General features: G+C 60.8%; 23 protein-coding genes. 7 read left to right on the forward strand and 16 right to left on the reverse strand.

Annotated elements, in window-relative coordinates:
• Nucleotides 1-118: 118 nt before the first annotated feature.
• Both A7K61_RS19655 and A7K61_RS19660 read right to left on the reverse strand, forming a co-directional pair.
• Complete coding sequence (locus A7K61_RS19655) at nt 119-601, reverse strand: DUF523 domain-containing protein (RefSeq protein ID WP_069558176.1); 483 nt, start codon at nt 599-601, stop codon at nt 119-121.
• A gap of 2 nt (nt 602-603) precedes the next feature.
• Complete coding sequence (locus A7K61_RS19660; protein ID WP_069558177.1) at nt 604-1236, reverse strand: 2OG-Fe(II) oxygenase; 633 nt, start codon at nt 1234-1236, stop codon at nt 604-606.
• Between the two features lie 131 nt (nt 1237-1367).
• Between A7K61_RS19660 and A7K61_RS19665 the strand changes: the two genes are divergently transcribed.
• Complete coding sequence (locus A7K61_RS19665; protein WP_047712026.1) at nt 1368-2120, forward strand: DUF2059 domain-containing protein; 753 nt, start codon at nt 1368-1370, stop codon at nt 2118-2120.
• A gap of 86 nt (nt 2121-2206) precedes the next feature.
• On the opposite strand, the gene A7K61_RS19670 is transcribed toward A7K61_RS19665, so the two are convergent.
• On the reverse strand, nt 2207-3148 hold the full coding sequence (locus tag A7K61_RS19670; RefSeq protein ID WP_047712027.1) for an alpha/beta hydrolase: 942 nt from the start codon (nt 3146-3148) through the stop codon (nt 2207-2209).
• A 98-nt stretch (nt 3149-3246) separates the two neighbouring features.
• On the opposite strand from A7K61_RS19670, the gene A7K61_RS19675 reads away from it, so the two are divergent.
• Nucleotides 3247-3822: a DUF6436 domain-containing protein gene (locus A7K61_RS19675; protein WP_032894642.1), complete on the forward strand. Its 576-nt coding sequence runs from the start codon at nt 3247-3249 to the stop codon at nt 3820-3822.
• 26 nt (nt 3823-3848) lie between these two features.
• A complete protein-coding gene (locus A7K61_RS19680; protein WP_069558178.1) occupies nt 3849-6203 on the forward strand; it encodes a penicillin acylase family protein in 2355 nt (784 codons plus the stop codon).
• Between the two features lie 133 nt (nt 6204-6336).
• Here the strand turns inward: A7K61_RS19680 and A7K61_RS19685 are convergent, their stop codons facing one another.
• A complete protein-coding gene (locus tag A7K61_RS19685; RefSeq protein WP_044269675.1) occupies nt 6337-7239 on the reverse strand; it encodes an AraC family transcriptional regulator in 903 nt (300 codons plus the stop codon).
• 99 nt (nt 7240-7338) lie between these two features.
• On the opposite strand from A7K61_RS19685, the gene A7K61_RS19690 reads away from it, so the two are divergent.
• Nucleotides 7339-7692: a carboxymuconolactone decarboxylase family protein gene (locus tag A7K61_RS19690; RefSeq protein ID WP_034128991.1), complete on the forward strand. Its 354-nt coding sequence runs from the start codon at nt 7339-7341 to the stop codon at nt 7690-7692.
• Here A7K61_RS19690 and A7K61_RS19695 read toward each other — a convergent pair.
• A complete protein-coding gene (locus A7K61_RS19695) occupies nt 7670-8635 on the reverse strand; it encodes a GlxA family transcriptional regulator (protein ID WP_047712030.1) in 966 nt (321 codons plus the stop codon). The genes A7K61_RS19690 and A7K61_RS19695 overlap by 23 nt on opposite strands.
• Before the next feature lie 249 nt (nt 8636-8884).
• Here A7K61_RS19695 and A7K61_RS19700 point away from each other — a divergent pair, with 249 nt between their 5' ends.
• Nucleotides 8885-9526 carry an HD domain-containing protein gene (locus A7K61_RS19700; RefSeq protein ID WP_069558179.1) on the forward strand — a complete coding sequence of 214 codons (642 nt, stop codon included), beginning with the start codon at nt 8885-8887 and terminating at the stop codon, nt 9524-9526.
• 138 nt (nt 9527-9664) lie between these two features.
• Here A7K61_RS19700 and A7K61_RS19705 read toward each other — a convergent pair whose 3' ends face one another.
• The 8 genes from A7K61_RS19705 to A7K61_RS31545 form a co-directional block, all read right to left on the reverse strand.
• On the reverse strand, nt 9665-10549 hold the full coding sequence (locus A7K61_RS19705) for an ABC transporter permease subunit (RefSeq protein WP_069558180.1): 885 nt from the start codon (nt 10547-10549) through the stop codon (nt 9665-9667).
• A complete protein-coding gene (locus A7K61_RS19710; protein WP_003195238.1) occupies nt 10546-11466 on the reverse strand; it encodes an ABC transporter permease subunit in 921 nt (306 codons plus the stop codon). The genes A7K61_RS19705 and A7K61_RS19710 overlap by 4 nt, the downstream gene beginning before the upstream one ends.
• Entirely contained in the window at nt 11463-12605 is a 1143-nt protein-coding gene (locus A7K61_RS19715; protein ID WP_003195240.1) for an ABC transporter ATP-binding protein, read from the reverse strand. The genes A7K61_RS19710 and A7K61_RS19715 overlap by 4 nt, the downstream gene beginning before the upstream one ends.
• Nucleotides 12606-12671: 66 nt before the next feature.
• On the reverse strand, nt 12672-13766 hold the full coding sequence (locus tag A7K61_RS19720; RefSeq protein ID WP_014720384.1) for a polyamine ABC transporter substrate-binding protein: 1095 nt from the start codon (nt 13764-13766) through the stop codon (nt 12672-12674).
• A gap of 242 nt (nt 13767-14008) precedes the next feature.
• Nucleotides 14009-15103 carry a polyamine ABC transporter substrate-binding protein gene (locus A7K61_RS19725; protein WP_044269694.1) on the reverse strand — a complete coding sequence of 365 codons (1095 nt, stop codon included), beginning with the start codon at nt 15101-15103 and terminating at the stop codon, nt 14009-14011.
• Between the two features lie 183 nt (nt 15104-15286).
• Nucleotides 15287-16651: an aspartate aminotransferase family protein gene (locus A7K61_RS19730; protein ID WP_003195247.1), complete on the reverse strand. Its 1365-nt coding sequence runs from the start codon at nt 16649-16651 to the stop codon at nt 15287-15289.
• Between the two features lie 58 nt (nt 16652-16709).
• Nucleotides 16710-18068, reverse strand: a complete 1359-nt coding sequence (locus tag A7K61_RS19735) for a glutamine synthetase family protein (protein ID WP_003195249.1) — start codon at nt 18066-18068, stop codon at nt 16710-16712.
• A gap of 79 nt (nt 18069-18147) precedes the next feature.
• Entirely contained in the window at nt 18148-18387 is a 240-nt protein-coding gene (locus A7K61_RS31545; RefSeq protein WP_078467453.1) for a hypothetical protein, read from the reverse strand.
• A 278-nt stretch (nt 18388-18665) separates the two neighbouring features.
• Between A7K61_RS31545 and A7K61_RS19740 the strand changes: the two genes are divergently transcribed.
• Together A7K61_RS19740 and A7K61_RS19745 are read left to right on the forward strand one after the other, a co-directional pair.
• Nucleotides 18666-20042, forward strand: coding sequence for a glutamine synthetase family protein (locus A7K61_RS19740; protein WP_003195252.1), 1377 nt, complete (start codon nt 18666-18668; stop codon nt 20040-20042).
• A 231-nt stretch (nt 20043-20273) separates the two neighbouring features.
• Nucleotides 20274-20903, forward strand: a complete 630-nt coding sequence (locus tag A7K61_RS19745) for a TetR/AcrR family transcriptional regulator (protein WP_047712032.1) — start codon at nt 20274-20276, stop codon at nt 20901-20903.
• A 120-nt stretch (nt 20904-21023) separates the two neighbouring features.
• On the opposite strand, the gene A7K61_RS19750 is transcribed toward A7K61_RS19745, so the two are convergent.
• The 3 genes from A7K61_RS19750 to ssuC are packed head-to-tail and all read right to left on the reverse strand — an operon-like array spanning nt 21024 to nt 22847.
• Nucleotides 21024-21239 (reverse strand): molybdopterin-binding protein, encoded by a 216-nt coding sequence (locus A7K61_RS19750; protein WP_003176783.1) that lies wholly within the window; start codon nt 21237-21239, stop codon nt 21024-21026.
• 19 nt (nt 21240-21258) lie between these two features.
• On the reverse strand, nt 21259-22065 hold the full coding sequence (ssuB, locus tag A7K61_RS19755; protein WP_044269683.1) for an aliphatic sulfonates ABC transporter ATP-binding protein: 807 nt from the start codon (nt 22063-22065) through the stop codon (nt 21259-21261).
• Nucleotides 22062-22847 carry an aliphatic sulfonate ABC transporter permease SsuC gene (gene ssuC / locus A7K61_RS19760; RefSeq protein ID WP_003195258.1) on the reverse strand — a complete coding sequence of 262 codons (786 nt, stop codon included), beginning with the start codon at nt 22845-22847 and terminating at the stop codon, nt 22062-22064. The genes ssuB and ssuC overlap by 4 nt, the downstream gene beginning before the upstream one ends.
• Between the last annotated feature and the right edge of the window lie 6 nt (nt 22848-22853).

The following is a 22853-nucleotide window of genomic DNA, read 5'->3' on the forward strand; positions in this document are numbered from 1 at the left end:
AGGGCGGAACCCTAAGTGGCCGTTACCGCAGCAATGGATATACACCCAATCCAACTGTGTCGCCTGGCAGGCCGTCATCGCAGGCAAGCCAGCTCCCACATTTGATCTATGCAAGTTTCTAAAGCTGCGTGAGAGCCACCGCCGCCTCAGGCAACTGCAGCTCACTGAACACCTGCACACCATGGCGCTTGAGCAGCGCCGCCGTGACGCCTTCGCCACTGACCTTCACCCCACTGAAGGTGCCGTCATAGGTCAACAGATTGCCGCAGGACGGGCTGTTGGCCTTGAGAATGGCGATGCGGATGTGATGGCGTTGCACCAGCGCCAAGGCTTGGCGGGCGCCGTCGAGGAAGGCGTTGCTGAAGTCTTCGCCATCGGCCGTCAGCACCTGGGCGCGGCCTTCCCACACGTCGATCCCCTGCCCGCCTGGGATTTCGGCCGATGGCCGCGGTGTGGGCAAGCCGCCCGCCACTTCCGGACAAATGGCAACCACGCGGCCTTCAGCTTGCCACGCTGCCAGTTGGTCGAATGGGCCGCTGGCCCCGCCGTCATAGCGCACCTTGTGCCCGAGCAGGCAGCGGCTGACCAGAATCTTTTCCATGCTCAAAACGGCTCGTTGCCCCGCCGGCGAAACCAGCCCGTCAAGGACAGGCGTTCGCGCGTAGCGGGCAGGACTTCGTGGGGCACCTCGCCCGACAGGAATACCACCAGGCAACCCCCGGTGGGCACCACGTCGTATTCGACGCCGCCCTTGAGGTACATGCGCAGTTGGCCGCCATGCTCGGGCAGCCAGGCGTCGTTCAAGTAAATCACCGCCGAGACCATGCGCCGGTCGTCGTCGCGAAAACGGTCTACATGCTTGAGGTAAAACGCCCCCGGCGGGTACATCGCAAAGTGGCTTTCGAAATCTTCCAGGCCCAGGAACAGGCTGCGATTCATCGCCAGGCGCAGGCCGTCCATCACGCCCATGTAGGTGTCGCAGATAGGCGCGTCACCCTCCTCCAGCCACTGGATATGGTCACCGCGAATGCCTTCGCGAATCTCCTGGGCCAGCCCACGCCCTACCGCTGCGGGCGCCAGTTCACCCTGCGCCGCACGTTTACGGCACTCAGCCGCCAGCTCCAGGGTCAGAGCCTGGGGCAGGAAGCCATTTTGCTGCGACCAGCCTTTTTCGGCCAGGTCGTCGACGATGCGTTGCAGCAGCGGGTGATCGAGGGGTATTTGCATGGCGCGCATAGTATCCATACGCCTGAAAATCCGACAGCGCCGTTGAGCGTCCGAATACACTTTAGTCAGGTGACTGATAGGACTTCTCGACAAATCCTACGCCCGACACGGACAATAGTGGCCGACTGACAGGAGTCCTTATGCGTCGTTTGTTTTTTTCTGTGTTGATGTTCTGCGTTTTGCCCGCCTGGGCAGACGGCCATGACCAGTTGTACAAGGTCGCCGGCTGGGCCGAACAACGTGCGCACTTCAATGACGCCCTCAGTGCCGCCCAGCAGCGCTACCGCAATAGCCTGCCGCCAGCGGTGTACCAGGCGCTGGTGGACAACAGCAATAAACGCTTTGCCGCCCAGGCCATGGACCAGCGTGCCGAGGCGCAACTGCGCAAGCACTTGCCCGACCCGAAACCTGCCCTGGCGTTTTTCCAATCGCCCCTGGGCCGCAAGATCGTCGCCGCCGAGTTGCTGGCCACGCGCCGCGACCAACTGGCGAAAAACGCCCAGGGCCTGCCCAAACTCGAAGCCGATGCCACCCGCAGCCTGATCATCGGCCACCTGGCCCAGGCCCTGCCCGCCCGCGAGGCCGGTGCCGAGGTCAGCCTGGCGATTGCGGGCGTGGCGGCCGACAGCTTGAGCCAGATGATCCCCGGCCTGCTCGGCGGCGGTCAGGCGCAAGGCATGTTGAATGGCCAGCGCGAGCGGCTGATGCAGCAGATCGACAAGGATTTGAACAACACCTTGCTGTATGTCTACCGGGATTTGTCCGACCCGGAGCTGGAAGAGTTCGCCACCTTTGCCGAGTCGCCGGAGGGTAAGGCGTATTACCAGGCCGCCCTTGCCGCCATTCGCGCAGGGCTTGCCGTTGGTCAGAGCACCTCAAGCCTGACGCAGTAAACCCTGTGGGAGCTGGCTTGCCTGCGATTGCGATCTGTCAGTTACACCGCTATCGCAGGCAAGCCAGCTCCCACATTTGGATTGCGTTATTTCAGGTGGCGGGTGAGAAAACTGAAGTACTCATCGCGAATCTGCGCAATTTCATTGGCCAGATGATGCCGACCCCGCTTGAGCATCAACACCTCAGGCTGATCGAACTTACCCCGCAACACCTGCAGATTGTGCTGCCAATCCACCGTCATATCTTCCTCGCCCTGCACAATCACCGGGCGCCGGGGGCTGCGCGGTGCGGCTTCGATGCGTTTGATCCAGCGCGCCAGCGCCCCCACCCAGGCGGTAGGCAATTGGCGAGGCTGTAGCGGGTCGGCTTCAAGGAACGGCTTGAACGCCGGGTCGTTGGAGTTATCGCTGAAACGCCGGGCGATGCCTTTGACGAACGGGCGCAGCAGGTAATAGCTGACCTGCGACCAACCCCAGGCACGCGGCCGCACCAACGGCGACAGCAGGAAGGTCTTGCCCTGGGCCGGGCTTTGGGCGCCGTGGTTGAGCAAGTGGTCCACCACAATGGCGCCGCCGGTGCTTTGCCCGAACAGGTGCCAGGGTTGCGGCAATTGCAACGCCTTGGCCTCGACGAACAACGCCTGCACCACGCTCTGGTACACCGCAAAGTCATCGATGCTGGCGCGTGCGCCGCTGGACAAGCCATGGCCCGGCAGGTCGCAGGCGATCACCACGAAGCCCTGGTCCAGCGCCCACTCCACCACATGGCGATACAGCCCCATGTGATCGTAGAAACCGTGAAACAGGAACATCGTCGCCACCGGCGCCGGCGGCCACCAGACCTGGGCCACCACCTCAAACCCATCCACCTCAAAACGCCCCAGGCGGCTCACCGCCGGCACCTGGCGTGCGGCCAGGTCGAGCCCGTAGAAACGCTGGTAAACCCTCGCCTCGGCTGACAGCGGCTGCGCATCCACCAGCGGGCGCAAGCTTTCGCGCAGATGATCAGGGTCAAAGGTGACGGGCATAAAGGCTTCCAGACTTGCGGTGAAGATGAATATCGAGCTGCGATATTCATCTGTCAGGACAAGCATGGCAAGCTACGCGACCTGCGAGGATACATCCAATGCGACCGCCCTACCGTAATGCCCTGTTCGCCAGCCTGATCCTGGTTATCTGCGCGGGGGTGCTGTGGGCTGCGTATGACTGGTTCCAGGGCCGCTACCTACGCGCCTTCAGCGAACACACGGCGGTATTTTCCGGCGATGCGCTGCAACTGCCTGCCGCCCTCAGCGGCCCTGGCCCGATTCGTCTGGTGCACTTCTGGGACCCGGCCTGCCCGTGCAATGTCGGTAACCAGCAACACCTGGGCGAGTTGATCGAGCAGTACGCGCCCCAGGGCGTGGAGTTCTATGCCCTGCAAAAACCCGGCAGCCACGGCCAGTTGCCCGAGAACCTGCGCCATCTGAAAGTCCTTGATGCCCTGCCTGGCGCGGACCAGATCCCCGCCAGCCCGGCCGTGGGCATTTGGGATCGCACCGGCAAGCTGGCGTATTTCGGCCCCTACAGCGAAGGCCTCACGTGCAACGCCAGCAACAGTTTTATCGAGCCGATCCTCAAGGCCCTTGGAGCCGGACGCGAGGTGAATGCCACTCACACTCTCGCGGTAGGCTGCTATTGTTCGTGGCCTAAGGATCTGTAGTCCGCCCACTCTGGTAAGGAATGTTCATGAAGCGCGTCTTGCAGGTTTTTGCGGTGCTGATTGTGCTGGTCGCCCTGGGCGCCGGTTGGTACGTCTACAGCAAACAACCTACGCGCCAGGGCACGGTGACGCTGGCGCACCTGCAAGGCTCGGTCACGGTGCGCTACGACGACCGTGGTGTACCGCATATCCGCGCCGAGAATGAGGCCGACCTGTACCGCGCCCTGGGCTACGTGCATGCCCAGGACCGCCTGTTCCAGATGGAGATCATGCGGCGCCTGGCCCGTGGCGAGCTGGCCGAGGTGCTGGGGCCCAAGCTGCTGGAAACCGACAAACTGTTTCGCAGCCTGCGCATTCGCGAGCGTGCCTTGAGCTACGTGGAGCACATGGACCCTGGCTCAGCCTCGTCCAAGGCCCTGCAAGCCTACCTGGACGGGATCAACCAGTATCAGGACAGCCACGCCAGCCCTATGGAGTTCGATGTGCTGGGCATCGCCAAGCGCCCGTTTACCGCCGAAGACAGCATCAGCGTCGCCGGGTACATGGCCTACAGCTTTGCCGCCGCCTTTCGCACCGAGCCGGTGCTGACGTATGTGCGCGACCGGCTGGGCAGCGACTACTTGAAGGTCTTCGATCTGGACTGGCAACCCAAGGGCGCCCTCAATCTGGCGGCCAGCGACTGGCAGACCCTTGGCGCCATCGCCGCCCTGAGCGAACAGGCCCTGGCCGATAACGGCCTGCCGCAGTTCGAAGGCAGCAATGCCTGGGCCGTCAGCGGCAGCCATACCCAAAGCGGCAAGCCGTTGCTGGCGGGTGATCCGCATATCCGTTTTTCGGTGCCTTCGGTGTGGTACGAAGCGCAGTTGTCGGCGCCAGGCTTTGAGTTGTACGGCTACCACAACGCGCTGGTACCGGTGGCGTTCCTGGGGCACAACCAGGACTTCGGCTGGAGCCTGACCATGTTCCAGAACGACGACCTCGACCTGGTCGCCGAGAAGGTCAACCCAAACAACCCCAACCAGGTTTGGTATCACGACCAATGGGTGGACATGAGCAGCAGCGAGCAGCAGATCCAGGTCAAGGGCCAGGCGCCGGTGACCCTCACCCTGCGCCGCTCGCCCCACGGCCCGATCATCAACGACGTGCTCGGTGAGAACGCCGGCAGCACACCAATTGCCATGTGGTGGGCGTTCCTCGACAGCGAAAACCCGATCCTCGATGGTTTCTATCAGCTCAACCGTGCCGATACCCTGGCCAAGGCGCGTGCCGCGGCCGCGAAGGTCTCGGCGCCGGGCCTGAACATCGTGTGGGCCAATGCCAAGGGCGATATCGGCTGGTGGGCGGCGGCGCAGTTGCCGATCCGCCCGGCTGGCGTCAACCCGGCGTTCGTCCTCGACGGCAGTACCGCCCAAGCCGACAAGCTGGGTTTCTACCCCTTCAGTGCCAACCCCCAGGAAGAAAATCCGCCGCGCGGCTATGTGGTGTCCGCCAATGCCCAGCCGGCATCGCCCACCGGCATGCCGATCCCCGGCTATTACAACCTGGCTGATCGCGGCCAGCAGCTGAACGCGCAGTTGAGCGACACAAGCGTGAAGTGGGATGTGACCAACAGCCAGGCCCTGCAACTGGGCACCACCACCGCCCATGGCCCGCGCCTGCTGGCACCGCTGTTGCCGGTGCTGCGCGAGGTGGTCAAGGACCCGGCGCAGCTCAAATTGGTGGAGCAGCTTGCCAACTGGAAGGGTGACTACCCGCTGGACTCCACCAGTGCCACGCTGTTCAACCAGTTGCTGTTCAACCTTAGCGACGCGACCTTTCACCCCAAACTCGGCGATGCCTTGTTCAAGACCCTGCTCGGCACCCGCGTGATCGACGCCGCCTTGCCCCGCCTGGCCGCATCGGCAGACTCACCCTGGTGGAACGGCAATCGGGCCGACACCGTCAAGCTCGCCTGGCACAACAGCCTGACCCACCTCAAGGCGACGTTCGGCGATGACCCGACGCAGTGGCAGTGGGGCAAGGCGCACACCCTGACCCACGGCCACCCGCTGGGCCTGCAAAAGCCGCTGGATAAGATCTTCAACGTCGGCCCGTTCCCGGCGCCGGGCAGCCACGAAGTGCCAAACAACCAGACCGCCCCAATTGGCCCGGCACCGTGGCCGGTGACCTACGGCCCGTCGACACGACGCCTGATCGACTTCGCCGACCCGACCCACGCCCTCACCATCAACCCGGTGGGGCAAAGCGGCGTGCCGTTTGATACGCACTATGGCGACCAGGCGCAGAGCTATATCGAGGGAAGGTACGAGCAGGCGCACTTCAGTGACGAGGAAGTGACGGCCAATACCCGCGGCACCTTGAAACTGCTGCCCGCCCGATAAGGACCAACCTACCCGACCCCCTGTCTGTAGGAGCGAGCTTGCTCGCGAAAACGTCAACGCTAACGCGCGCTTCCTGAATGAACGCGGCGCCTGTGCGTTCTTCCCGAGCAAGCTCGCGCCTGCAGGCATGGGGCTAGCCTGCCCGCATGCGCCCTGGCGCTTGGCCGTAGGTGTCCTTGAATTTCTTGCTGAATGCCGCCTGGGACTGATACCCCACCTGGGCGGCGATATCGATCAGGCTCAGGCGTGACTGACGCAGCAGGTTGAACGCCCTCTCCATACGCAACTGAGTGAGCAGCACCCAGGGCGATACGCCTGCCACTTTGACGAACGCACGCATAAAGGTGGCGCGGGACATGCTGGCCGCCAACGCCAGGCTGTCGATGGTCCACTCATGCCCAGGCTCAGCCAGCATGGCTTGCCAGGCCTTGCTCAAGCGCTTGTCAGCGAGCAAGGCGAAGGTACCCGCCACTGGCGCCTGGTCGCTCAACCAACTGCGCAGGATCAAGGTGAACAGGGCTGAAGACAGCGCATTGATAAACGAACGGGCGCCCAATTGCTGCCCGTCCGCTTCGCTGCGCAGCAAGGCGATCAACGCCGCCAATTGCCCATCACCCTGCCACTGGCGGCTGGACACCACCAGATAGTCCGGCAACGCATCGAACAACAGCGACTGGCGGTTGTAGTGAAAGCTGCCACACAGCATATCCACATCCGGCTGTTCGCCGCCCAAACGGTGCACGGTCAGCACCCCACCGTCGATAACGCGAGGCTGCATCGGGCGGATGCGCGCGCCCTGGCTGCGCAGCAGGTGGGTACCGCCACCGGGCATCAGCAGGATATCGCCCTCCTCCAGCGTCACACACTGCCCGCCAGACAACTCGGCGCGGCAGGTGCCGCTGAGCACGATGTGATACGGCGCCACGCCGAGGTTTTCCGGCGCATGGTCCAGCGCCCAGTTCCCTTGGAACTGGCAACGCAAATCCAGGCTGCCGCGCAGGTTGGCCAGCGCGATAAGGGTGTCGATGGCATTCATTTGCGAATATCGGTCAAAAAGATGAGCGGATTGAACAATAGCCCCAGCCCTGAACGGCGCAGACTGGCTTCACACCCAACCTGTTCAGGAGTCACTGCAATGTTCAATAACTGGTCCGACTTGCTGCCTACCGTGAAGAAAGCCTTTGGCTCACTGGGCAAGAGCAACCCGAAGATGGTCAAAGCCTACATGGCGCTGGGGGAAGCTGCCGAGGAAAACAATGTACTCGACGCCAAGACCCGTGAACTGATTTCCATCGCCGTGGCGATCACCACCCGCTGCGACGGTTGCATCGGCGTACATGCCGACGCCGCCATCAAGGCCGGGGCAACCCGCGAAGAAGTGGCGGCCACGCTGGCCACCGCGATCTCGCTGAATGCAGGCGCGGCCTATATCTACTCGCTGCGCGCCCTGGAAGCCTACGACACGCTCAAACCGGCGCCGCAAAGTTAAGCCTGAACTGTTGCGGCGTGACGCCCAGCCGGCGGTTGAACACACTGCGCATGTGCTGGGCGTCGCGAAAGCCGCATTGATAGGCCACGGTTTTAAGCGGTGCGTGGCTGCTTTCAAGCATCACCCGCGCCGCATCCACGCGCGCCCTCTCGACAAATTCCGCTGGCGTAATCCGCGCTTCACGGGCAAACACCCGGGAGAAATTGCGCGCACTCATATTGGCCGCCTTGGCCAGGTCGGCAATGGTCAAGTCTCCCGTCAGATTGGCCAACACGTACAGCTGCACCAGCGCCACCGCCGAGGTGGTTTCGGCATGGGGCGTGAGGAATGGGCTGAACTGCGATTGCCCGCCCGAGCGCTGGGTGAACACCACCAGGCGCTTGGCCACGCTCAGCGCGACTTCCGGGCCGTGATCCTGGGCCAGCAAGTACAACGACAGGTCGATACCTGCCGTGACCCCGGCGGAGGTGTAGAGCTTGCCGTCCTGCACATACAGACGGTCGGCTTCGACTTGGGCCGAGGGGCACAGGCGCGCCAGGCTGGCGGCGTCGTTCCAGTGAGTAGTGACGGTCTTGCCGTCCAGCAGGCCCGCACGGGCCAGCATAAAGGCGCCGTTGCAGATCGAGCCGAAGCGCTGTGCCTTAGCGGCGGCAGTGCGCAGCCAGGCGTCAAACTCGGGGCCGAAATCGTCGAACGGTAACTGCGGGCCACCGGCGACCAGCAGCAGGTCGTAGGGTTGCCGAGCTTCGCTGTAGTGCTTGTGCGCCTGCAATGACAAACCGTTGGAGGCCGCCATGGCGCCGTGGCCGAAGCCGAGCACTTCCAGCCGATAGTGATCCTCGGGCGCCAGGAAGCGGTTGGCCTCGCAGAACACATCCATCGGCCCGGTCACGTCCAGCGACTGGACCCCGGGGAAGATCAGGATGGCAACGGTTTTGCCCATACTCACAAACACCTTTTTCCAACTGGATAAACGCGCCCCCCCTTGTGGGAGCTGGCTTGCCTGCGATGCAGACGACTCGGTACCTCAGGTACACCGAGGTGATGCTATCGCAGGCAAGCCAGCTCCCACAGGGGATCGCCTACATGCTTGGCACGATGTGGCGGCACATTGGCCGGGATCGCCTCCCTGTGGTGATAGCCGCTCCAGGGTCATGGGACCAGACTGGAATCTTTCCAGAGGAGATCCACCATGAGCACCACCATAGCCGGTATCCAGATTCCTGACAGCGCCTTGGCCAGGGCCACCACCGAATACATCCGTGACGTCGAGTCCGACCTGCTCTACCACCATTCGCGCCGGGTCTTCCTGTTCGGCGCCTTGAGCGGTGAGCGCAAGCAATTGGCCTACAACCCGGAGTTGCTCTACGTTGGCGCGATGTTCCATGACTTGGGCCTGGTGGAAGGCCACCGCAGTGACGATGAGCGTTTCGAAGTGGACGGCGCCAACGCCGCCGCCGCGTTCCTCAAGCCTTATGGGTTGAGCGATGACGATATCGAACAAGTGTGGTTGTCCATCGCCCTGCACACCACGCCAGGCGTGCCGAAACACCTGCGCCCCACCGTAGCGCTGGTGACCGCTGGTGTGGAGATGGACGTACTGGGCATGGACTACGCCGCGTTCAGCAGCGTGCAGCGCGAAGCGGTGGTGCATGCACATCCACGGGGTGAAGGGTTCAAGGAGTGCATCATCTGCGCGTTCGCCGACGGCTTGCGCCATCGCCCGCAGACCACGTTTGGCAACGTGAAGACCGATGTGCTGGTGGACCAGGAGCCTGGGTTCAAGCCGATGAATTTTGTGCAGGTGATCCGCACGTCGCCGTGGGCTGACTGAAACCCGATTTTATAAGCACCGCAAAACTACTGTGGGAGCTGGCTTGCCTGCGATGGCGGTGGGTCAGCACCTAATAAGTGACTGATACACCGCCATCGCAGGCAAGCCAGCTCCCACATTTTCACCCTGTTCCGGCAGTTAGACCGGTGCTGGCGTCCGGCGTTTGTCCGGCTGTTGCCAGCCATCCGCCGCCGCTTCTTCAATTGCCTGCTGAATGGCCTTCTTGCGATGTTCTTCGGCCCGACGGCTGAAGAACCACACCAGGAAGGTCACCAGCGACACCGCCAACAGAATCAGGCTCGCCACGGCGTTGATCTCGGGTTTAACCCCAAGGCGCACCGCAGAGAACACTTCCATCGGCAAGGTGGTGGAACCGGGGCCCGACACGAAGCTGGCCAGTACCAGGTCGTCCAGGGACAGCGCGAACGACATCATCCCGCCCGCCGCCAGCGACGGCGCAATCATCGGGATAGTGATCAGGAAGAACACCTTCCACGGCCGTGCGCCCAAGTCCATCGCTGCTTCTTCAATCGACAGGTCCAGCTCACGCAAGCGCGCCGACACCACCACCGCCACATACGCCGCACAGAAGGTGGTGTGGGCGATCCAGATGGTGACGATGCCACGCTCCTGGGGCCAGCCGATCATCTGCGCCATGGCCACGAACAGCAGCAACAGCGACAGACCGGTGATCACTTCCGGCATCACCAACGGCGCCGTCACCAGGCCGCCGAACAGCGTGCGGCCCTTGAACTGACTGATGCGCGTCAGCACGAAGGCTGCCAGGGTACCCAACGCCACCGCCGCCACCGCCGTGTAGCAGGCGATTTCCAGGGAGCGGGCCACCGAGCCCATCAACTGGGTGTTGTCCAACAGGCCCACGTACCACTTGATCGACCATCCGCCCCACACCGTCACCAGTTTGGATTCGTTGAACGAGTAGATCACCAGGATCAACATCGGCAGGTAGATGAACAACAACCCTGCGACCAGCATGAAGCTGGAGAAACGAAAGCGCTTCATATCTTGCCCTCCAACTCTTTGGCTTGGCTGCGGTTGAACAGGATGATCGGTACGATCAGGATCGCCAGCATCACCACCGCCAGGGCAGACGCCACCGGCCAGTCACGGTTGTTGAAGAACTCTTGCCACAACACCTTACCGATCATCAGGGTTTCCGGGCCGCCGAGCAGTTCAGGAATCACGAACTCGCCCACCACCGGGATAAACACCAGCATGCAACCGGCGATGATGCCGTTCTTGGACAGCGGCACGGTGATTTTCCAGAAGCTGTTGAAGGTGCTCGACCCCAGGTCGGAAGCGGCTTCCAGCAGGCTCTGGTCGTGCTTCACCAGGTTGGCGTACAGCGGCAGGATCATGAACGGCAGGTACGAATAGACCACACCGATGTACACCGCGATGTTGGTGTTGAGGATCTGCAGTGGCTCGTTGATCAAGCCCATGGACATCAAAAAGCCGTTGAGCAGGCCGTTGTTGCTGAGGATGCCCATCCACGCATACACCCGGATCAGGATCGCGGTCCAGGTGGGCATCATGATCAGCAGCACCAGCACGGTCTGCATCTCTTTGCGCGCGGTGGCGATGGCGTAGGCCATCGGGTAGCCGATCAGCAGGCACAGCAGCGTGCTGAAAAACGCCATCTTCAACGAGCCAAGGTAAGCGGCAATGTACAACTCGTCGCCCGCCAGCAAGCTGTAGTTGGCCAGGTTCAGCACCACCTCCAGCTTTTGCTCAACGTAGGTATAGATCTCGGTATAGGGCGGGATCGCCACATCGGCTTCGGCAAAGCTGATTTTCAGCACGATGAAAAACGGCAGTGCAAAAAACAGGAACAGCCAGAGGAAGGGAATCCCGATGACCACCTGCTTGCCATTGGGCACGATGCGATCCAAGCGCCGCTTGAATTTCTTCATGTTCATGAGCGAAGTACCACGCCGCTGTCGTCTTCCCACCATACGTACACCTGGTCACCCCAGGTTGGGCGTTGGCCACGGCGTTCGGCGTTAGCGACGAAGGACTGCACCAGCTTGCCGCTCGGCAGCTCCACGTAGAACACTGAGTGGCCGCCCAGGTAGGCGATGTCGTGCACCTTGCCGCTGGACCAGTTGTGCTCGCAGGTCGGCATTTCGGTGGTCACCAGCAGCTTTTCCGGGCGAATGGCGTAGGTCACCGACTTGTCTTCCACCGAAGTGGCGATGCCGTAGCCCACGTAGATGTCGCGGTCCAGGTCCGGGCACTTGAGCACCGCGTGGCCTTCAGCGTCGTCCACCACTTGGGTGTCGAAGATGTTGACGTTGCCGATGAACTCGCACACCAGGCGGCTGGTGGGGGTTTCGTAGATATCGATGGGGCTGCCGATCTGGGCGATCCAGCCCAGGTGCATGATCGCAATGCGTTCGGCCATGGTCATGGCCTCTTCCTGGTCGTGGGTCACCATCACGCAGGTCACCCCAACGCGCTCGATGATCTCCACCAACTCCAGTTGCATCTGCGAGCGCAGCTTCTTGTCCAGCGCGCCCATCGGCTCATCGAGCAGCAGCAGTTTCGGGCGCTTGGCCAAGGAGCGGGCCAACGCCACACGCTGGCGCTGGCCGCCGGACAACTGGTGCGGCTTGCGCTTGGCGTACTGGCTCATCTGCACCAGCTTGAGCATCTCGGCCACGCGTGCGTCGACTTCAGCCTTGGGGATCTTGTCCTGTTGCAGGCCGAAGGCGATGTTCTGCGCCACGGTCATGTGCGGGAACAGGGCGTAGGACTGGAACATCATGTTGATCGGCCGCTCGTAGGGCGGCATGTCGGTGATGTCCACACCGTCGAGGTAGATGCGACCTTCGGTTGGGCGCTCGAAACCTGCAAGCATGCGCAGCAAGGTGGATTTGCCCGAACCCGAACCGCCGAGCAAGGCGAAGATCTCGCCTTTCTTGATTTCCAGGGACACATCGTCCACGGCAATCGTCTCGTCGAACTTCTTCGTGACCCGGTCGATTTTGACCAGCACCTTTTTCGGTGTCTGGTCGCCCTCGAGGGCTTTCTTATAGGCGCCGGAGGCAACTGCCATTTACGAAACTCCCAAAAAAAACTGTGCAGCCGGCCCAATGCGGGCCAGCCTTGGATAGTTTGAGCCTTACTTGCCCGTCTTGACCTTGGTCCAGCTACGGGTCATTAAACGCTGCACTTTCGGGGGTAGCTCAAAGTTGACGAATGTCCGCTCGAGAACCGCCTGCGGTGGGTAAACCGCTGCGTCAGTGCGTATCGATTGCTCCATCAGTTTGTCCGCCCCTGGGTTAGGGTTGGCGTAACCGACTTGATCGCTGACCTGAGCGATCACCTCAGGCTGCAGCAAATAGTTGATGAAGGCGTGGGCTTCCTTGACGTTGCTGGCATCCTTGGGAATCGCCAGCACGTCGAACCACAGGTTGCCGCCTTCTTTGGGAATCGTGTAGGCGATGTTCACGCCTTTGCCCGCCTCTGCTGCGCGAGCCTTGGCCTGGAACACATCGCCGGAGAAACCGGCCGCCACGCAGATGTTGCCGTTGGCCAGGTCCGAGATGTATTTTGAGGAATGGAAGTAGGTCACGTAGGGCCGCACTTTCAGCAGTTTTTCCTCGGCTTTCTTGTAGTCGGCCGGGTTGGTGCTGTTGGGGTCCAGGCCCATGTAGTTAAGTACCGCCGGCAGCATTTCATCGGCCGAGTCCATGAACGACACGCCGCAAGTGGCCAGCTTCTTCATGTTTTCCGGTTCGAACAACACAGCCCAGGAGTCGATTTTGTCGACACCCAGCACTTCTTTGACCTTGTCGACGTTGTAGCCAATGCCGTTAGTGCCCCACAGGTACGGCACCGCGTACTGGTTGCCCGGGTCGTTCTTTTCCAGGCGCTTGAGCAGTACCGGGTCGAGGTTGGCGTAGTTTGTCAGCAGTGACTTGTCGAGCTTCTGGAACGCCCCGGCCTTGATCTGCTTGCCCAGGAAATGGTTGGACGGCACCACCACGTCATAGCCGGTGCGCCCGGCGAGCAACTTGCCTTCCAGGGTTTCGTTGGAGTCAAACACGTCATACACGGGCTTGATACCGCTGGCCTTTTCGAAGTTGGCCAGGGTGTCGGGGCCGATGTAATCCGACCAGTTATAAATATGCACCGTCGGTGCGGCCTGCACGCTGGCGGCCAGCGTGATACCTGCACCCACCAGCATGGCTTTGCGAAATAAAGAAATTGGCAAGTGGAGGTCCTCTTGAATAGTTGGGGCCTTGAAGTTGTTGCCCGGCAACAAAACCGGCGCGCAACTTACCGTCGATAAACCGATCCGGCAAAACTTTCTGTCATTTAATTTGTGAGAGCTGTTTTGTGTGGGAGCGGGCTTGCTCGCGAAAGCGGCGTATCAGTTGATACATATGCTGGCTGACACTGCGCATTCGCGAGCAAGCCCGCTCCCACACGAGCTCGCTCCTACAGGTTTTTGCGTTATTTACCGGATTTGATCTTGGTCCAGCTACGGGTCATTTCACGCTGAGTAGCAGCCGGCAAGTCAGCAATTGCGTAGAGCTTGGCCTGCACATCAGCGGCCGGGTAGATGCCCGGGTCGCTGGTGATGTCTTTGTCTACCAGTGCGGTGGCCTTCTCGTTACCGTTCGGGAAACGCACGCTGTTGGTGATGCTCGCCATCACTTCAGGTTTGAGCAGGTAGTTCATGAATGCATAGGCAGCGTCGACGTTTTCCGCATCTTTAGGGATGGCAACCATGTCGAAGAAACTGCCGGCACCTTCTTTCGGAATGTCGTAGGCAACTTTGACTTTGCCACCGGCTTCAGCGGCACGGGACTTGGCCTGCTGGATGTCACCCGAGTAACCCACGGCCACGCAGATGTTGCCATTGGCCAGGTCGGAGATGTACTTGGAGGAGTGGAAGTAGCCGATCGAAGGACGGATCTTCAAGAACAGGTCTTCAGCCTGCTTGAGGTCGGCTTTCTTCTGGGTGTCGGTCGGCAGGCCCAGGTAGTGCAAAGCAATCGGCAGCATTTCGGTCGGCGAATCGAGGAAGCTCACGCCGCAGCTTTTCAGCTTGGCGATGTTCTCTGGCTTCATCAGCACATCCCACGAGTCGATCTTGTCCACGCCCAGCGCAGCCTTGACCTTCTCCGGGTTGTAGCCGATGCCGATCGAACCCCACATGTACGGGAAGGCGTGCTTGTTGTCCGGGTCGCTGACCGACACGGCTTTGAGCAGGGATGCGTTCAGGTTGCTATAGGCAGGCAGCTTGGACTTGTCCAGCTCCTGATAGACACCGGCTTTGATCTGCTTGGCGAGGAAGTTGTTCGACGGTACGACGATGTCGTAGCCGGACTTGCCTGCCAGCAACTTGGCTTCCAGGGTCTCGTTGCTGTCAAAAACGTCGTACACCACTTTGATGCCCGACTCTTTTTCAAAGTTGGCGATGGTGTCCGGTGCAATGTAGTCGGACCAGTTGTAGACGTGCAGCACTTTGCTGTCTGCCTGGGCCGCGCCCGCCATTGCGCCCATCAGCGACAAGGCGAGGAGGGTCTTGCCAGCGTTCTTCAAACCTAATGCCTTCATTTGGTGATGCTCCAATTTTTTCTTTTTTGGGCCACAAGCGTTGTATGTTTTACGGCCCAACCGAAGGGCAACAAAACAGGGCGACAGTCTGGCAAGTTCAGGGGCCGGCTTTCAACCAAAGCCCCTGCATTTGTAACTGCCCAGTACACCGCGCACTGAGCCTAGCACTTAGCCCTGCAAGGCAGCCAAAGTCAGGTCCAGGCAGTGACGGGCCTTGGTCACCAGTTCGTCGATTTCAGCCTTGCTGATAACCAGTGGCGGCGAAATGATCATGGTGTCGCCCACGGCGCGCATGATCAGGCCATTTTCAAAGCAGAAGGTTCGGCAGATCATGCCGGCGCCTTTGCCTTCATGACGCTTGCGCGTCGCCTTGTCCTGCACCAGCTCGATCGCACCGAGCATACCGACGCCGCGTACTTCACCCACCAGCGGATGATCGCCCAGTTCCCTCAGACGTTTCTGCAAATAAGGTGCCGTTTCTTCGTGCACACGGTTAACGATTTTTTCATCGCGCAGGATGCGGATGTTTTCCAGGGCCACAGCCGCGGCGACCGGGTGACCGGAATAGGTAAAGCCGTGGTTGAAATCGCCCCCTTCGTTGAGCACCGCCACCACTTCGTCGCGCACGATCAGGCCGCCCATGGGCACGTAGCCCGAAGTCAGGCCCTTGGCGATGGTCATCATGTGTGGCTTGAGGTCGTAGAAATCGCTACCGAACCACTCACCGGTACGGCCGAAACCGCAGATCACTTCGTCGGCGACAAACAGGATGTCGTACTTGGCGAGGATTTCCTTGATGCGCGGCCAGTACGTGGCAGGCGGCACGATCACGCCACCGGCGCCCTGGATCGGCTCGGCAATAAAGGCGCCGACGTTGTCCACGCCCAGCTCCAGGATTTTCTCTTCCAACTGGTTGGCCGCCCACACACCGAATTCCTCGGGGCTCATGTCGCCGCCTTCGCCAAACCAGTACGGCTGGGCGATGTGGGTAATGCCCGGGATCGGCAAGTCGCCCTGCTCGTGCATATAGGTCATGCCGCCCAGGCTGGCGCCGGCCACGGTAGAGCCGTGGTAGCCATTCTTGCGGGCAATGATGGTTTTCTTGTTGGGCTGGCCCTTGATCGCCCAGTAGTGGCGGACCATGCGCAACATGGTGTCGTTGCCTTCGGAGCCAGAGCCGGTGAAGAACACATGGTTCATGCCGGCCGGCGCAACATCGGAAATGACCTTGGCCAACTCCAATACCGGCGGGTGTGCGGTCTGGAAGAACAGGTTGTAGTACGGCAGTTCTTTCATTTGCTTGGCGGCGGCATCGGCCAGTTCATCGCGACCGTAACCGATCGCCACGCACCACAGGCCGGCCATACCGTCGAGGATCTTGTTGCCTTCGCTGTCCCACAGGTAAACGCCGTGGGCTTTGGTGATGATCCTTGGGCCTTTCTCTTTCAATTGCTTGAAGTCGCTGAACGGCGCCAGGTGGTGATCATTGCTCAAGGCTTGCCATTCACGGGTTTGCGGGTTGTTGCTGGACATACCAATCTCCTAGACTTTTCAGTGAAGGGCGCGCCGTTTGAAGGACGCGCCCGGCGCATCAGACGGCGAAGAGCAGGAATTCCCGCTCCCACGAACTGATCACGCGCTTGAAGTTTTCATGCTCGGCCCGCTTGACCGCGACGTAGCCTGTGATGAATTTTTGCCCCAGGTATTTCTCGATGGTCTTGCTGTTTTCCATGCGTTCCAGGGCGTCTTCGATGGTCAACGGCAGACGCAGGTTGCGTCGCTCGTAACCACGGCCCACCACCGGCGCGCTCGGGTTATGGCCTTCGACCATGCCGATGTAGCCGCACAACAGGCTGGCGGCAATCGCGAGGTACGGGTTGGCGTCAGCGCCCGGCAGGCGGTTTTCCACGCGGCGGTTCTGCGGGCCGGCATCCGGTACGCGCAGGCCGACGGTGCGGTTTTCTTCGCCCCATTCCACGTTCACCGGCGCCGAGGTGTCGGGCAGGAAGCGGCGGAACGAGTTCACGTTGGGGGCGAATAAAGGCAGCAATTCAGGGATGAATTTCTGCAGGCCGCCAATGTGGTTGAGGAACAGTTGGCTCATGGTCCCGTCTTCATTGGAGAAGACGTTCTTGCCGGTGGCGATGTCGATGATGCTCTGGTGCAGGTGCATCGCGCTGCCGGGCTCGCCGGTCATGGGCTTGGCCATGAAGGTGGCGGCCACGTCGTGCTTGAGCGCGGCTTCACGCATGGTGCGCTTGAACACCAGGATCTGGTCGGCCAGGGACAGGGCATCGCCGTGACGGAAGTTGATTTCCATCTGCGCGGTGCCGTCCTCGTGGATCAGGGTGTCGAGGTCCAGCTCCTGCAGTTCGCACCAGTCATAGACATCTTCGAACAACGGGTCGAATTCGTTGGCCGCTTCTATAGAGAAGGACTGGCGACCGGTTTCCGGGCGGCCGGAGCGGCCAATCGGCGGTTGCAGCGGGAAGTCCGGGTCTTCGCAGCGCTTGGTCAGGTAGAACTCCATCTCCGGGGCCACGATGGGCTGCCAGCCGCGGTCGGAGTAGAGCTTGAGGACTTTCTTGAGCACGTTGCGCGGCGACAGCTCGATCGGGTTGCCTTGCTTGTCGTAGGTGTCGTGGATCACCTGGGCGGTCGGCTCGATGGCCCACGGCACCAGAAATACCGCGTTCTGGTCGGGGCGGCAGATCATGTCGATGTCGGCCGGGTCGAGCAATTCGTAATAGATGTCGTCTTCGACATAGTCGCCGGTCACGGTCTGCAACAGAACGCTCTCGGGCAGGCGCATGCCTTTTTCGGCAATGAACTTGTTGGTCGGCGAGATCTTGCCCCGGGTAATACCGGTGAGGTCGCCAATCATGCATTCGACTTCTGTGATCTTGTGGTCTTTCAACCAATCGGTGAGCTGGTCGAGGTTGTTACTCATAAATGCCTCTGGGCTGGGTTTCCTGGCATCCATTAAAGGCCAGGCGTTGGTTGACGCAGCATCCGCGTCGTTTTTTCATTCAGGGTAGGAGCTTACCTGCCATTTGCCCATGGGTTGCATTCCTCAGGCCAAAGTTGTGCGCAATTATGATCGGCACGGCGGATGAGGCCCGGTCAGTGGCGTAGGAGATGGCAAAAAGGAGATCGGCCGGGCCGTCAAGAATATTGGCCGGTGCCTGGGCATTCACGCGGGGCGAACGAGCTGCAGACAAAGCCTGGCTGAAGCAGGCAGAGACGCCGATTGGCGGCAGGTGAAACATGAAGCACCCCGGTATTATTGCTGTTATGGGTTTGAATCGAGCTTAGCCTTGTTCATTTTTTTACACAACACCCCCGTAAAAAATCCTACACGGCCCGCTCAAGCCTGCAGGTCCCAAGCCCCCCAAACCCAAAAAACCGCCCCAAAACGCCGCAAAAAAGCCTTCATGGCGCTTTTTTAGGGCAAAAAATGCCTCGCTTGACTTCGGCAGGCCGTTCGGGTTGACTGAAACCAGAAAAGATCAATGATTGATATTTTTAACAACAAAGGTGTTGCATCATGTCGGTACCCCCGCGTGCCGTTCAGCTTAACGAAGCGAACGCGTTCCTTAAGGATCATCCTGAGGTTCTGTACGTAGACCTTCTAATTGCGGATATGAATGGTGTGGTGCGCGGTAAGCGCATCGAACGCACCAGCCTCCACAAGGTTTACGAGAAGGGCATTAACCTGCCTGCCTCTTTATTTGCCCTGGATATCAACGGCTCTACGGTGGAAAGCACCGGCCTGGGCCTGGACATCGGTGATGCTGACCGAATCTGTTATCCAATCCCCGACACCCTGTGCAATGAGCCCTGGCAAAAGCGCCCTACCGCGCAACTGCTGATGACCATGCACGAACTTGAAGGTGAACCTTTCTTCGCCGATCCGCGCGAAGTGCTCCGCCAAGTTGTTACCAAGTTTGACGACCTCGGTCTGACCATCTGCGCCGCCTTCGAGCTTGAGTTCTACCTGATCGACCAGGAGAACGTGAACGGCCGCCCACAACCGCCCCGCTCGCCGATCTCCGGCAAACGCCCGCACTCTACACAGGTCTACCTGATCGACGACCTCGACGAATACGTCGACTGCCTCCAGGACATTCTGGAAGGTGCCAAGGAGCAAGGTATCCCGGCGGACGCCATCGTCAAGGAAAGTGCCCCGGCGCAGTTCGAAGTGAACCTGCACCACGTTGCCGACCCGATCAAGGCCTGCGATTACGCGGTACTGCTCAAGCGCCTGATCAAGAACATCGCCTACGACCATGAGATGGACACCACCTTCATGGCCAAGCCTTACCCAGGCCAGGCAGGCAACGGTTTGCACGTACACATCTCCATTCTGGACAAGGACGGCAAGAACATCTTTGCCAGCGAGGATCCCGAGCAGAACGCCGCATTGCGTCACGCGATCGGCGGTGTGCTGGAGACCCTACCCGCCCAAATGGCGTTCCTGTGCCCCAACGTCAACTCCTACCGTCGTTTCGGCGCACAGTTCTACGTGCCGAACTCGCCGTGCTGGGGCCTGGATAACCGCACCGTGGCGATTCGCGTACCTACCGGCTCGTCCGATGCCGTGCGTATCGAACACCGCGTGGCCGGCGCCGATGCCAACCCTTACCTGCTGATGGCCTCGGTATTGGCGGGCGTGCACCACGGCCTGACCAACAAGATCGAGCCGAACGCTCCGGTGGAAGGCAACAGCTACGAGCAGAACGAGCAGAGCCTGCCGAACAACCTGCGCGATGCCTTGCGCGAGTTGGACGACAGCGAGGTGATGGCCAAGTACATCGATCCTAAATACATCGATATCTTCGTCGCCTGTAAGGAAAGTGAGCTGGAGGAGTTTGAACACTCCATCTCCGACCTTGAGTACAACTGGTACCTGCATACCGTGTAAGCGGTGGTAGCTGTCGAAGGAACGCCGCTGGCTTTGGTCCGCGGCGTTTTTTTATGGGTTTATTTTGGGAAACCGGGTTGGCCTCATCGCAGGCAAGCCAGCTCCCACAGTGGATCGCATTTCAAGGCTTGAACTCGGTCAAATGTGGGAGCTGGCTTGCCTGCGATAGCGGCCTGGCAGACAACACACCTTCCTGCTCATACAATGCCCGCTGCCTTGTAGGAGACATCCATGACCACCCGCCCCGCCACTGTTCGCAAACCCCGCGCCCGCAGCCAGGCCCGGATCGATGCGATCCTCGAAGCCGCCCGCACCTTGCTGGCCGCCGAAGGCGTGGCCAGTTTGTCGATCTACAGCGTGGCCGAACGAGCACAGATTCCGCCGTCGTCGGTGTACCACTTTTTCGCCAGTGTGCCGGCATTGCTGGAGGCGCTGACCGCTGACATTCACGCGGCCTTTCGCGCTGCCATCCAGGCGCCCATCGAGCATGAATCACTCAAGCATTGGCGCGACCTGTCCTACATCGTCGAACAACGCATGCTCAGCATCTACAGCAACGATGCCGCGGCACGCCAGTTGATCCTGGCCCAGCATGGGTTGACCGAAGTGACCCAGGCTGATCGCCAGCATGATCTGGAATTGGGCGACTTGATGCTGGCGGTGTTCAATCGCCACTTTGAAGTGCCAACGCTACCGAGCGACGTGGATGTGTTTGCCCTGGCGTTGGAGTTGAGCGACCGCGTGTACGCGCGCTCGGTGCATCAGCATGGGCTGATTACGCCGCGCATGGCGGAGGAAGGGATGCGGGTGTTTGATGCGTATGTGGGGCTTTATTTGCCGGCCTACCTGCCCAAGCGCTGAATGCAGTGTTGTCTGGGCCGGCCTCATCGCAGGCAAGCCAGCTCCCACATTTTGATAGGTGAATGCATTCAAATGTGGGAGCTGGCTTGCCTGCGAAAGCGGCCTCAAGGCCGACGCCAATCACAACTTGGCAATCGACACCTCAGTGGACTTCACAAAGGCAATCACCTCACTGCCGATCACCAGCTCCAGCTCCTTGACCGAACGGGTGGTGATCACCGAGGTGACGATGCCGGACGCGGTCTGCACGTCAATTTCCGACAGCACGTCGCCGACCACGATTTCCTTGATGGTGCCTTTGAACTGGTTACGCACGTTGATGGCTTTAATCGTCATGATGTTTTTCCTGTGTGAGTTATTGAGCCCAACGCAATTGCGTCGGCAGCGGTGAAACAGGTTCGGGTTCCGGTGGGGAACCGGGTAGCGACAGCACGCGGTTGAGCACTTCGGCTTCCAGCGCGGCCAGGCGGTGTGAACCACGGGCCCGTGGGCGTGGCAGGTCGATGTTCAGGTCGAGGCCGATTTCGCCGTTTTCAATCAGAATCACGCGGTCCGCAATCGCCACGGCTTCGCTGACGTCGTGGGTCACCAGCAACACCGTGAAACCGTGCTTGCGCCACAGGTTCTCGATCAGTTGCTGCATCTCGATGCGGGTCAGGGCATCCAGCGCGCCCAGCGGCTCATCGAGCAGCAACAAGCGCGGTTGGTGAATCAACGCCCGGGCGAGTGCCACGCGCTGTTTCTGGCCGCCGGACAACGCCGCCGGCCACTCATTGGCGCGCTCGGCCAGGCCGACCGCTTCCAGCGCCTCCAGCGCTTTGGGGCGCCAGTCGCCCTTGAGGCCCAGGCCGACGTTGTCGATGATCTTTTTCCAGGGCAGCAAACGCGCTTCCTGGAACATCAACCGCGTGTCTTCAATCGCTTCGTGCAGTGGCGCGGAGCCGGCCAGCAGCTCGCCGCCACTGGCGTTGTCCAGCCCCGCCAACAGACGCAGCAAGGTACTTTTGCCGCAACCACTGCGGCCGACCACGGCCACGAACTGCCCTGCGGGAATATGCAGGTCGATCTCTTTGAGCACTTCGCGGGTACCAAAGGCCTTGCGCAATTTGCGCACCGCCAACGGGATGCCCTTCAACAAGCGCGGAGGTTGTTGAGCGGTCATGCTGCACCTCCTTTGACTTGATACGCCGGGTGCCAGCGCAGCCACACACGTTCCAGCCCACGGGCTGCCAGGTCGGCCAGTTTGCCGAGGATGGCGTACATGACGATGGCCAGCACCACCACGTCGGTTTGCAGGAATTCACGGGCATTCATTGCCAGGTAACCGATACCGGAACTTGCCGAGATGGTTTCCGCCACGATCAGCGTCAGCCACATGAAGCCCAGGGCAAAGCGCACCCCCACCAGGATCGACGGCAGCGCGCCCGGCAGGATCACTTGCCAGAACAGGCTGAAACCGGACAAGCCATAGCTGCGCGACATCTCTACCAGCGCCGGGTCGACATTGCGGATGCCGTGGTAAGTGTTCAGATAGATCGGGAACAAGGTGCCCAGGGCCACCAGAAAAATCTTCGCGGTCTCATCGATGCCGAACCACAGGATCACCAGCGGAATCAGCGCCAGGTGCGGCACGTTGCGGATCATCTGCACGGAGCTGTCGAGCAAGCGCTCGCCCCACTTCGACAGCCCGGTGATAAAGCCCAGGGCCAGACCGATGCTGCCACCGATCACAAAACCCAGGCCGGCGCGCCAGCCGCTGATGGCCAGGTGCGTCCAGATTTCGCCGCTGACCACCAGGTTCACCCCGGCTTCGATCACCGCGCTCGGCGCTGGCAGAATGCGCGTCGACAACCAACCCGCCGACACCGACAACTGCCACACCGCCAGCAATAAGATCGGTAGCACCCAGGGCGCCACGCGATGGCTGATTTTTTCTAAGTCCATAACGGC

The sequence above is a fragment of the Pseudomonas sp. AP42 genome, assembly GCF_001728935.1.
Taxonomy (GTDB): domain Bacteria; phylum Pseudomonadota; class Gammaproteobacteria; order Pseudomonadales; family Pseudomonadaceae; genus Aquipseudomonas; species Aquipseudomonas lactis.

What these genes read in the sequence shown, in the direction of transcription:
- ssuC (WP_003195258.1), bottom strand. Translation starts at nt 22,847, where the DNA reads ATGGACTTAGAAAAAATCAGCCATCGCGTGGCGCCCTGGGTGCTACCG.
- A7K61_RS19660 (WP_069558177.1), bottom strand. Translation starts at nt 1,236, where the DNA reads ATGCGCGCCATGCAAATACCCCTCGATCACCCGCTGCTGCAACGCATC.
- A7K61_RS19730 (WP_003195247.1), bottom strand. Translation starts at nt 16,651, where the DNA reads ATGTCCAGCAACAACCCGCAAACCCGTGAATGGCAAGCCTTGAGCAAT.
- A7K61_RS31545 (WP_078467453.1), bottom strand. Translation starts at nt 18,387, where the DNA reads ATGTTTCACCTGCCGCCAATCGGCGTCTCTGCCTGCTTCAGCCAGGCT.
- A7K61_RS19710 (WP_003195238.1), bottom strand. Translation starts at nt 11,466, where the DNA reads ATGAACATGAAGAAATTCAAGCGGCGCTTGGATCGCATCGTGCCCAAT.
- A7K61_RS19675 (WP_032894642.1), top strand. Translation starts at nt 3,247, where the DNA reads ATGCGACCGCCCTACCGTAATGCCCTGTTCGCCAGCCTGATCCTGGTT.
- A7K61_RS19735 (WP_003195249.1), bottom strand. Translation starts at nt 18,068, where the DNA reads ATGAGTAACAACCTCGACCAGCTCACCGATTGGTTGAAAGACCACAAG.
- ssuB (WP_044269683.1), bottom strand. Translation starts at nt 22,065, where the DNA reads ATGACCGCTCAACAACCTCCGCGCTTGTTGAAGGGCATCCCGTTGGCG.
- A7K61_RS19750 (WP_003176783.1), bottom strand. Translation starts at nt 21,239, where the DNA reads ATGACGATTAAAGCCATCAACGTGCGTAACCAGTTCAAAGGCACCATC.
- A7K61_RS19705 (WP_069558180.1), bottom strand. Translation starts at nt 10,549, where the DNA reads ATGAAGCGCTTTCGTTTCTCCAGCTTCATGCTGGTCGCAGGGTTGTTG.
- A7K61_RS19680 (WP_069558178.1), top strand. Translation starts at nt 3,849, where the DNA reads ATGAAGCGCGTCTTGCAGGTTTTTGCGGTGCTGATTGTGCTGGTCGCC.
- A7K61_RS19690 (WP_034128991.1), top strand. Translation starts at nt 7,339, where the DNA reads ATGTTCAATAACTGGTCCGACTTGCTGCCTACCGTGAAGAAAGCCTTT.
- A7K61_RS19665 (WP_047712026.1), top strand. Translation starts at nt 1,368, where the DNA reads ATGCGTCGTTTGTTTTTTTCTGTGTTGATGTTCTGCGTTTTGCCCGCC.
- A7K61_RS19685 (WP_044269675.1), bottom strand. Translation starts at nt 7,239, where the DNA reads ATGAATGCCATCGACACCCTTATCGCGCTGGCCAACCTGCGCGGCAGC.
- A7K61_RS19670 (WP_047712027.1), bottom strand. Translation starts at nt 3,148, where the DNA reads ATGCCCGTCACCTTTGACCCTGATCATCTGCGCGAAAGCTTGCGCCCG.
- A7K61_RS19655 (WP_069558176.1), bottom strand. Translation starts at nt 601, where the DNA reads ATGGAAAAGATTCTGGTCAGCCGCTGCCTGCTCGGGCACAAGGTGCGC.
- A7K61_RS19695 (WP_047712030.1), bottom strand. Translation starts at nt 8,635, where the DNA reads ATGGGCAAAACCGTTGCCATCCTGATCTTCCCCGGGGTCCAGTCGCTG.
- A7K61_RS19745 (WP_047712032.1), top strand. Translation starts at nt 20,274, where the DNA reads ATGACCACCCGCCCCGCCACTGTTCGCAAACCCCGCGCCCGCAGCCAG.
- A7K61_RS19740 (WP_003195252.1), top strand. Translation starts at nt 18,666, where the DNA reads ATGTCGGTACCCCCGCGTGCCGTTCAGCTTAACGAAGCGAACGCGTTC.
- A7K61_RS19715 (WP_003195240.1), bottom strand. Translation starts at nt 12,605, where the DNA reads ATGGCAGTTGCCTCCGGCGCCTATAAGAAAGCCCTCGAGGGCGACCAG.
- A7K61_RS19700 (WP_069558179.1), top strand. Translation starts at nt 8,885, where the DNA reads ATGAGCACCACCATAGCCGGTATCCAGATTCCTGACAGCGCCTTGGCC.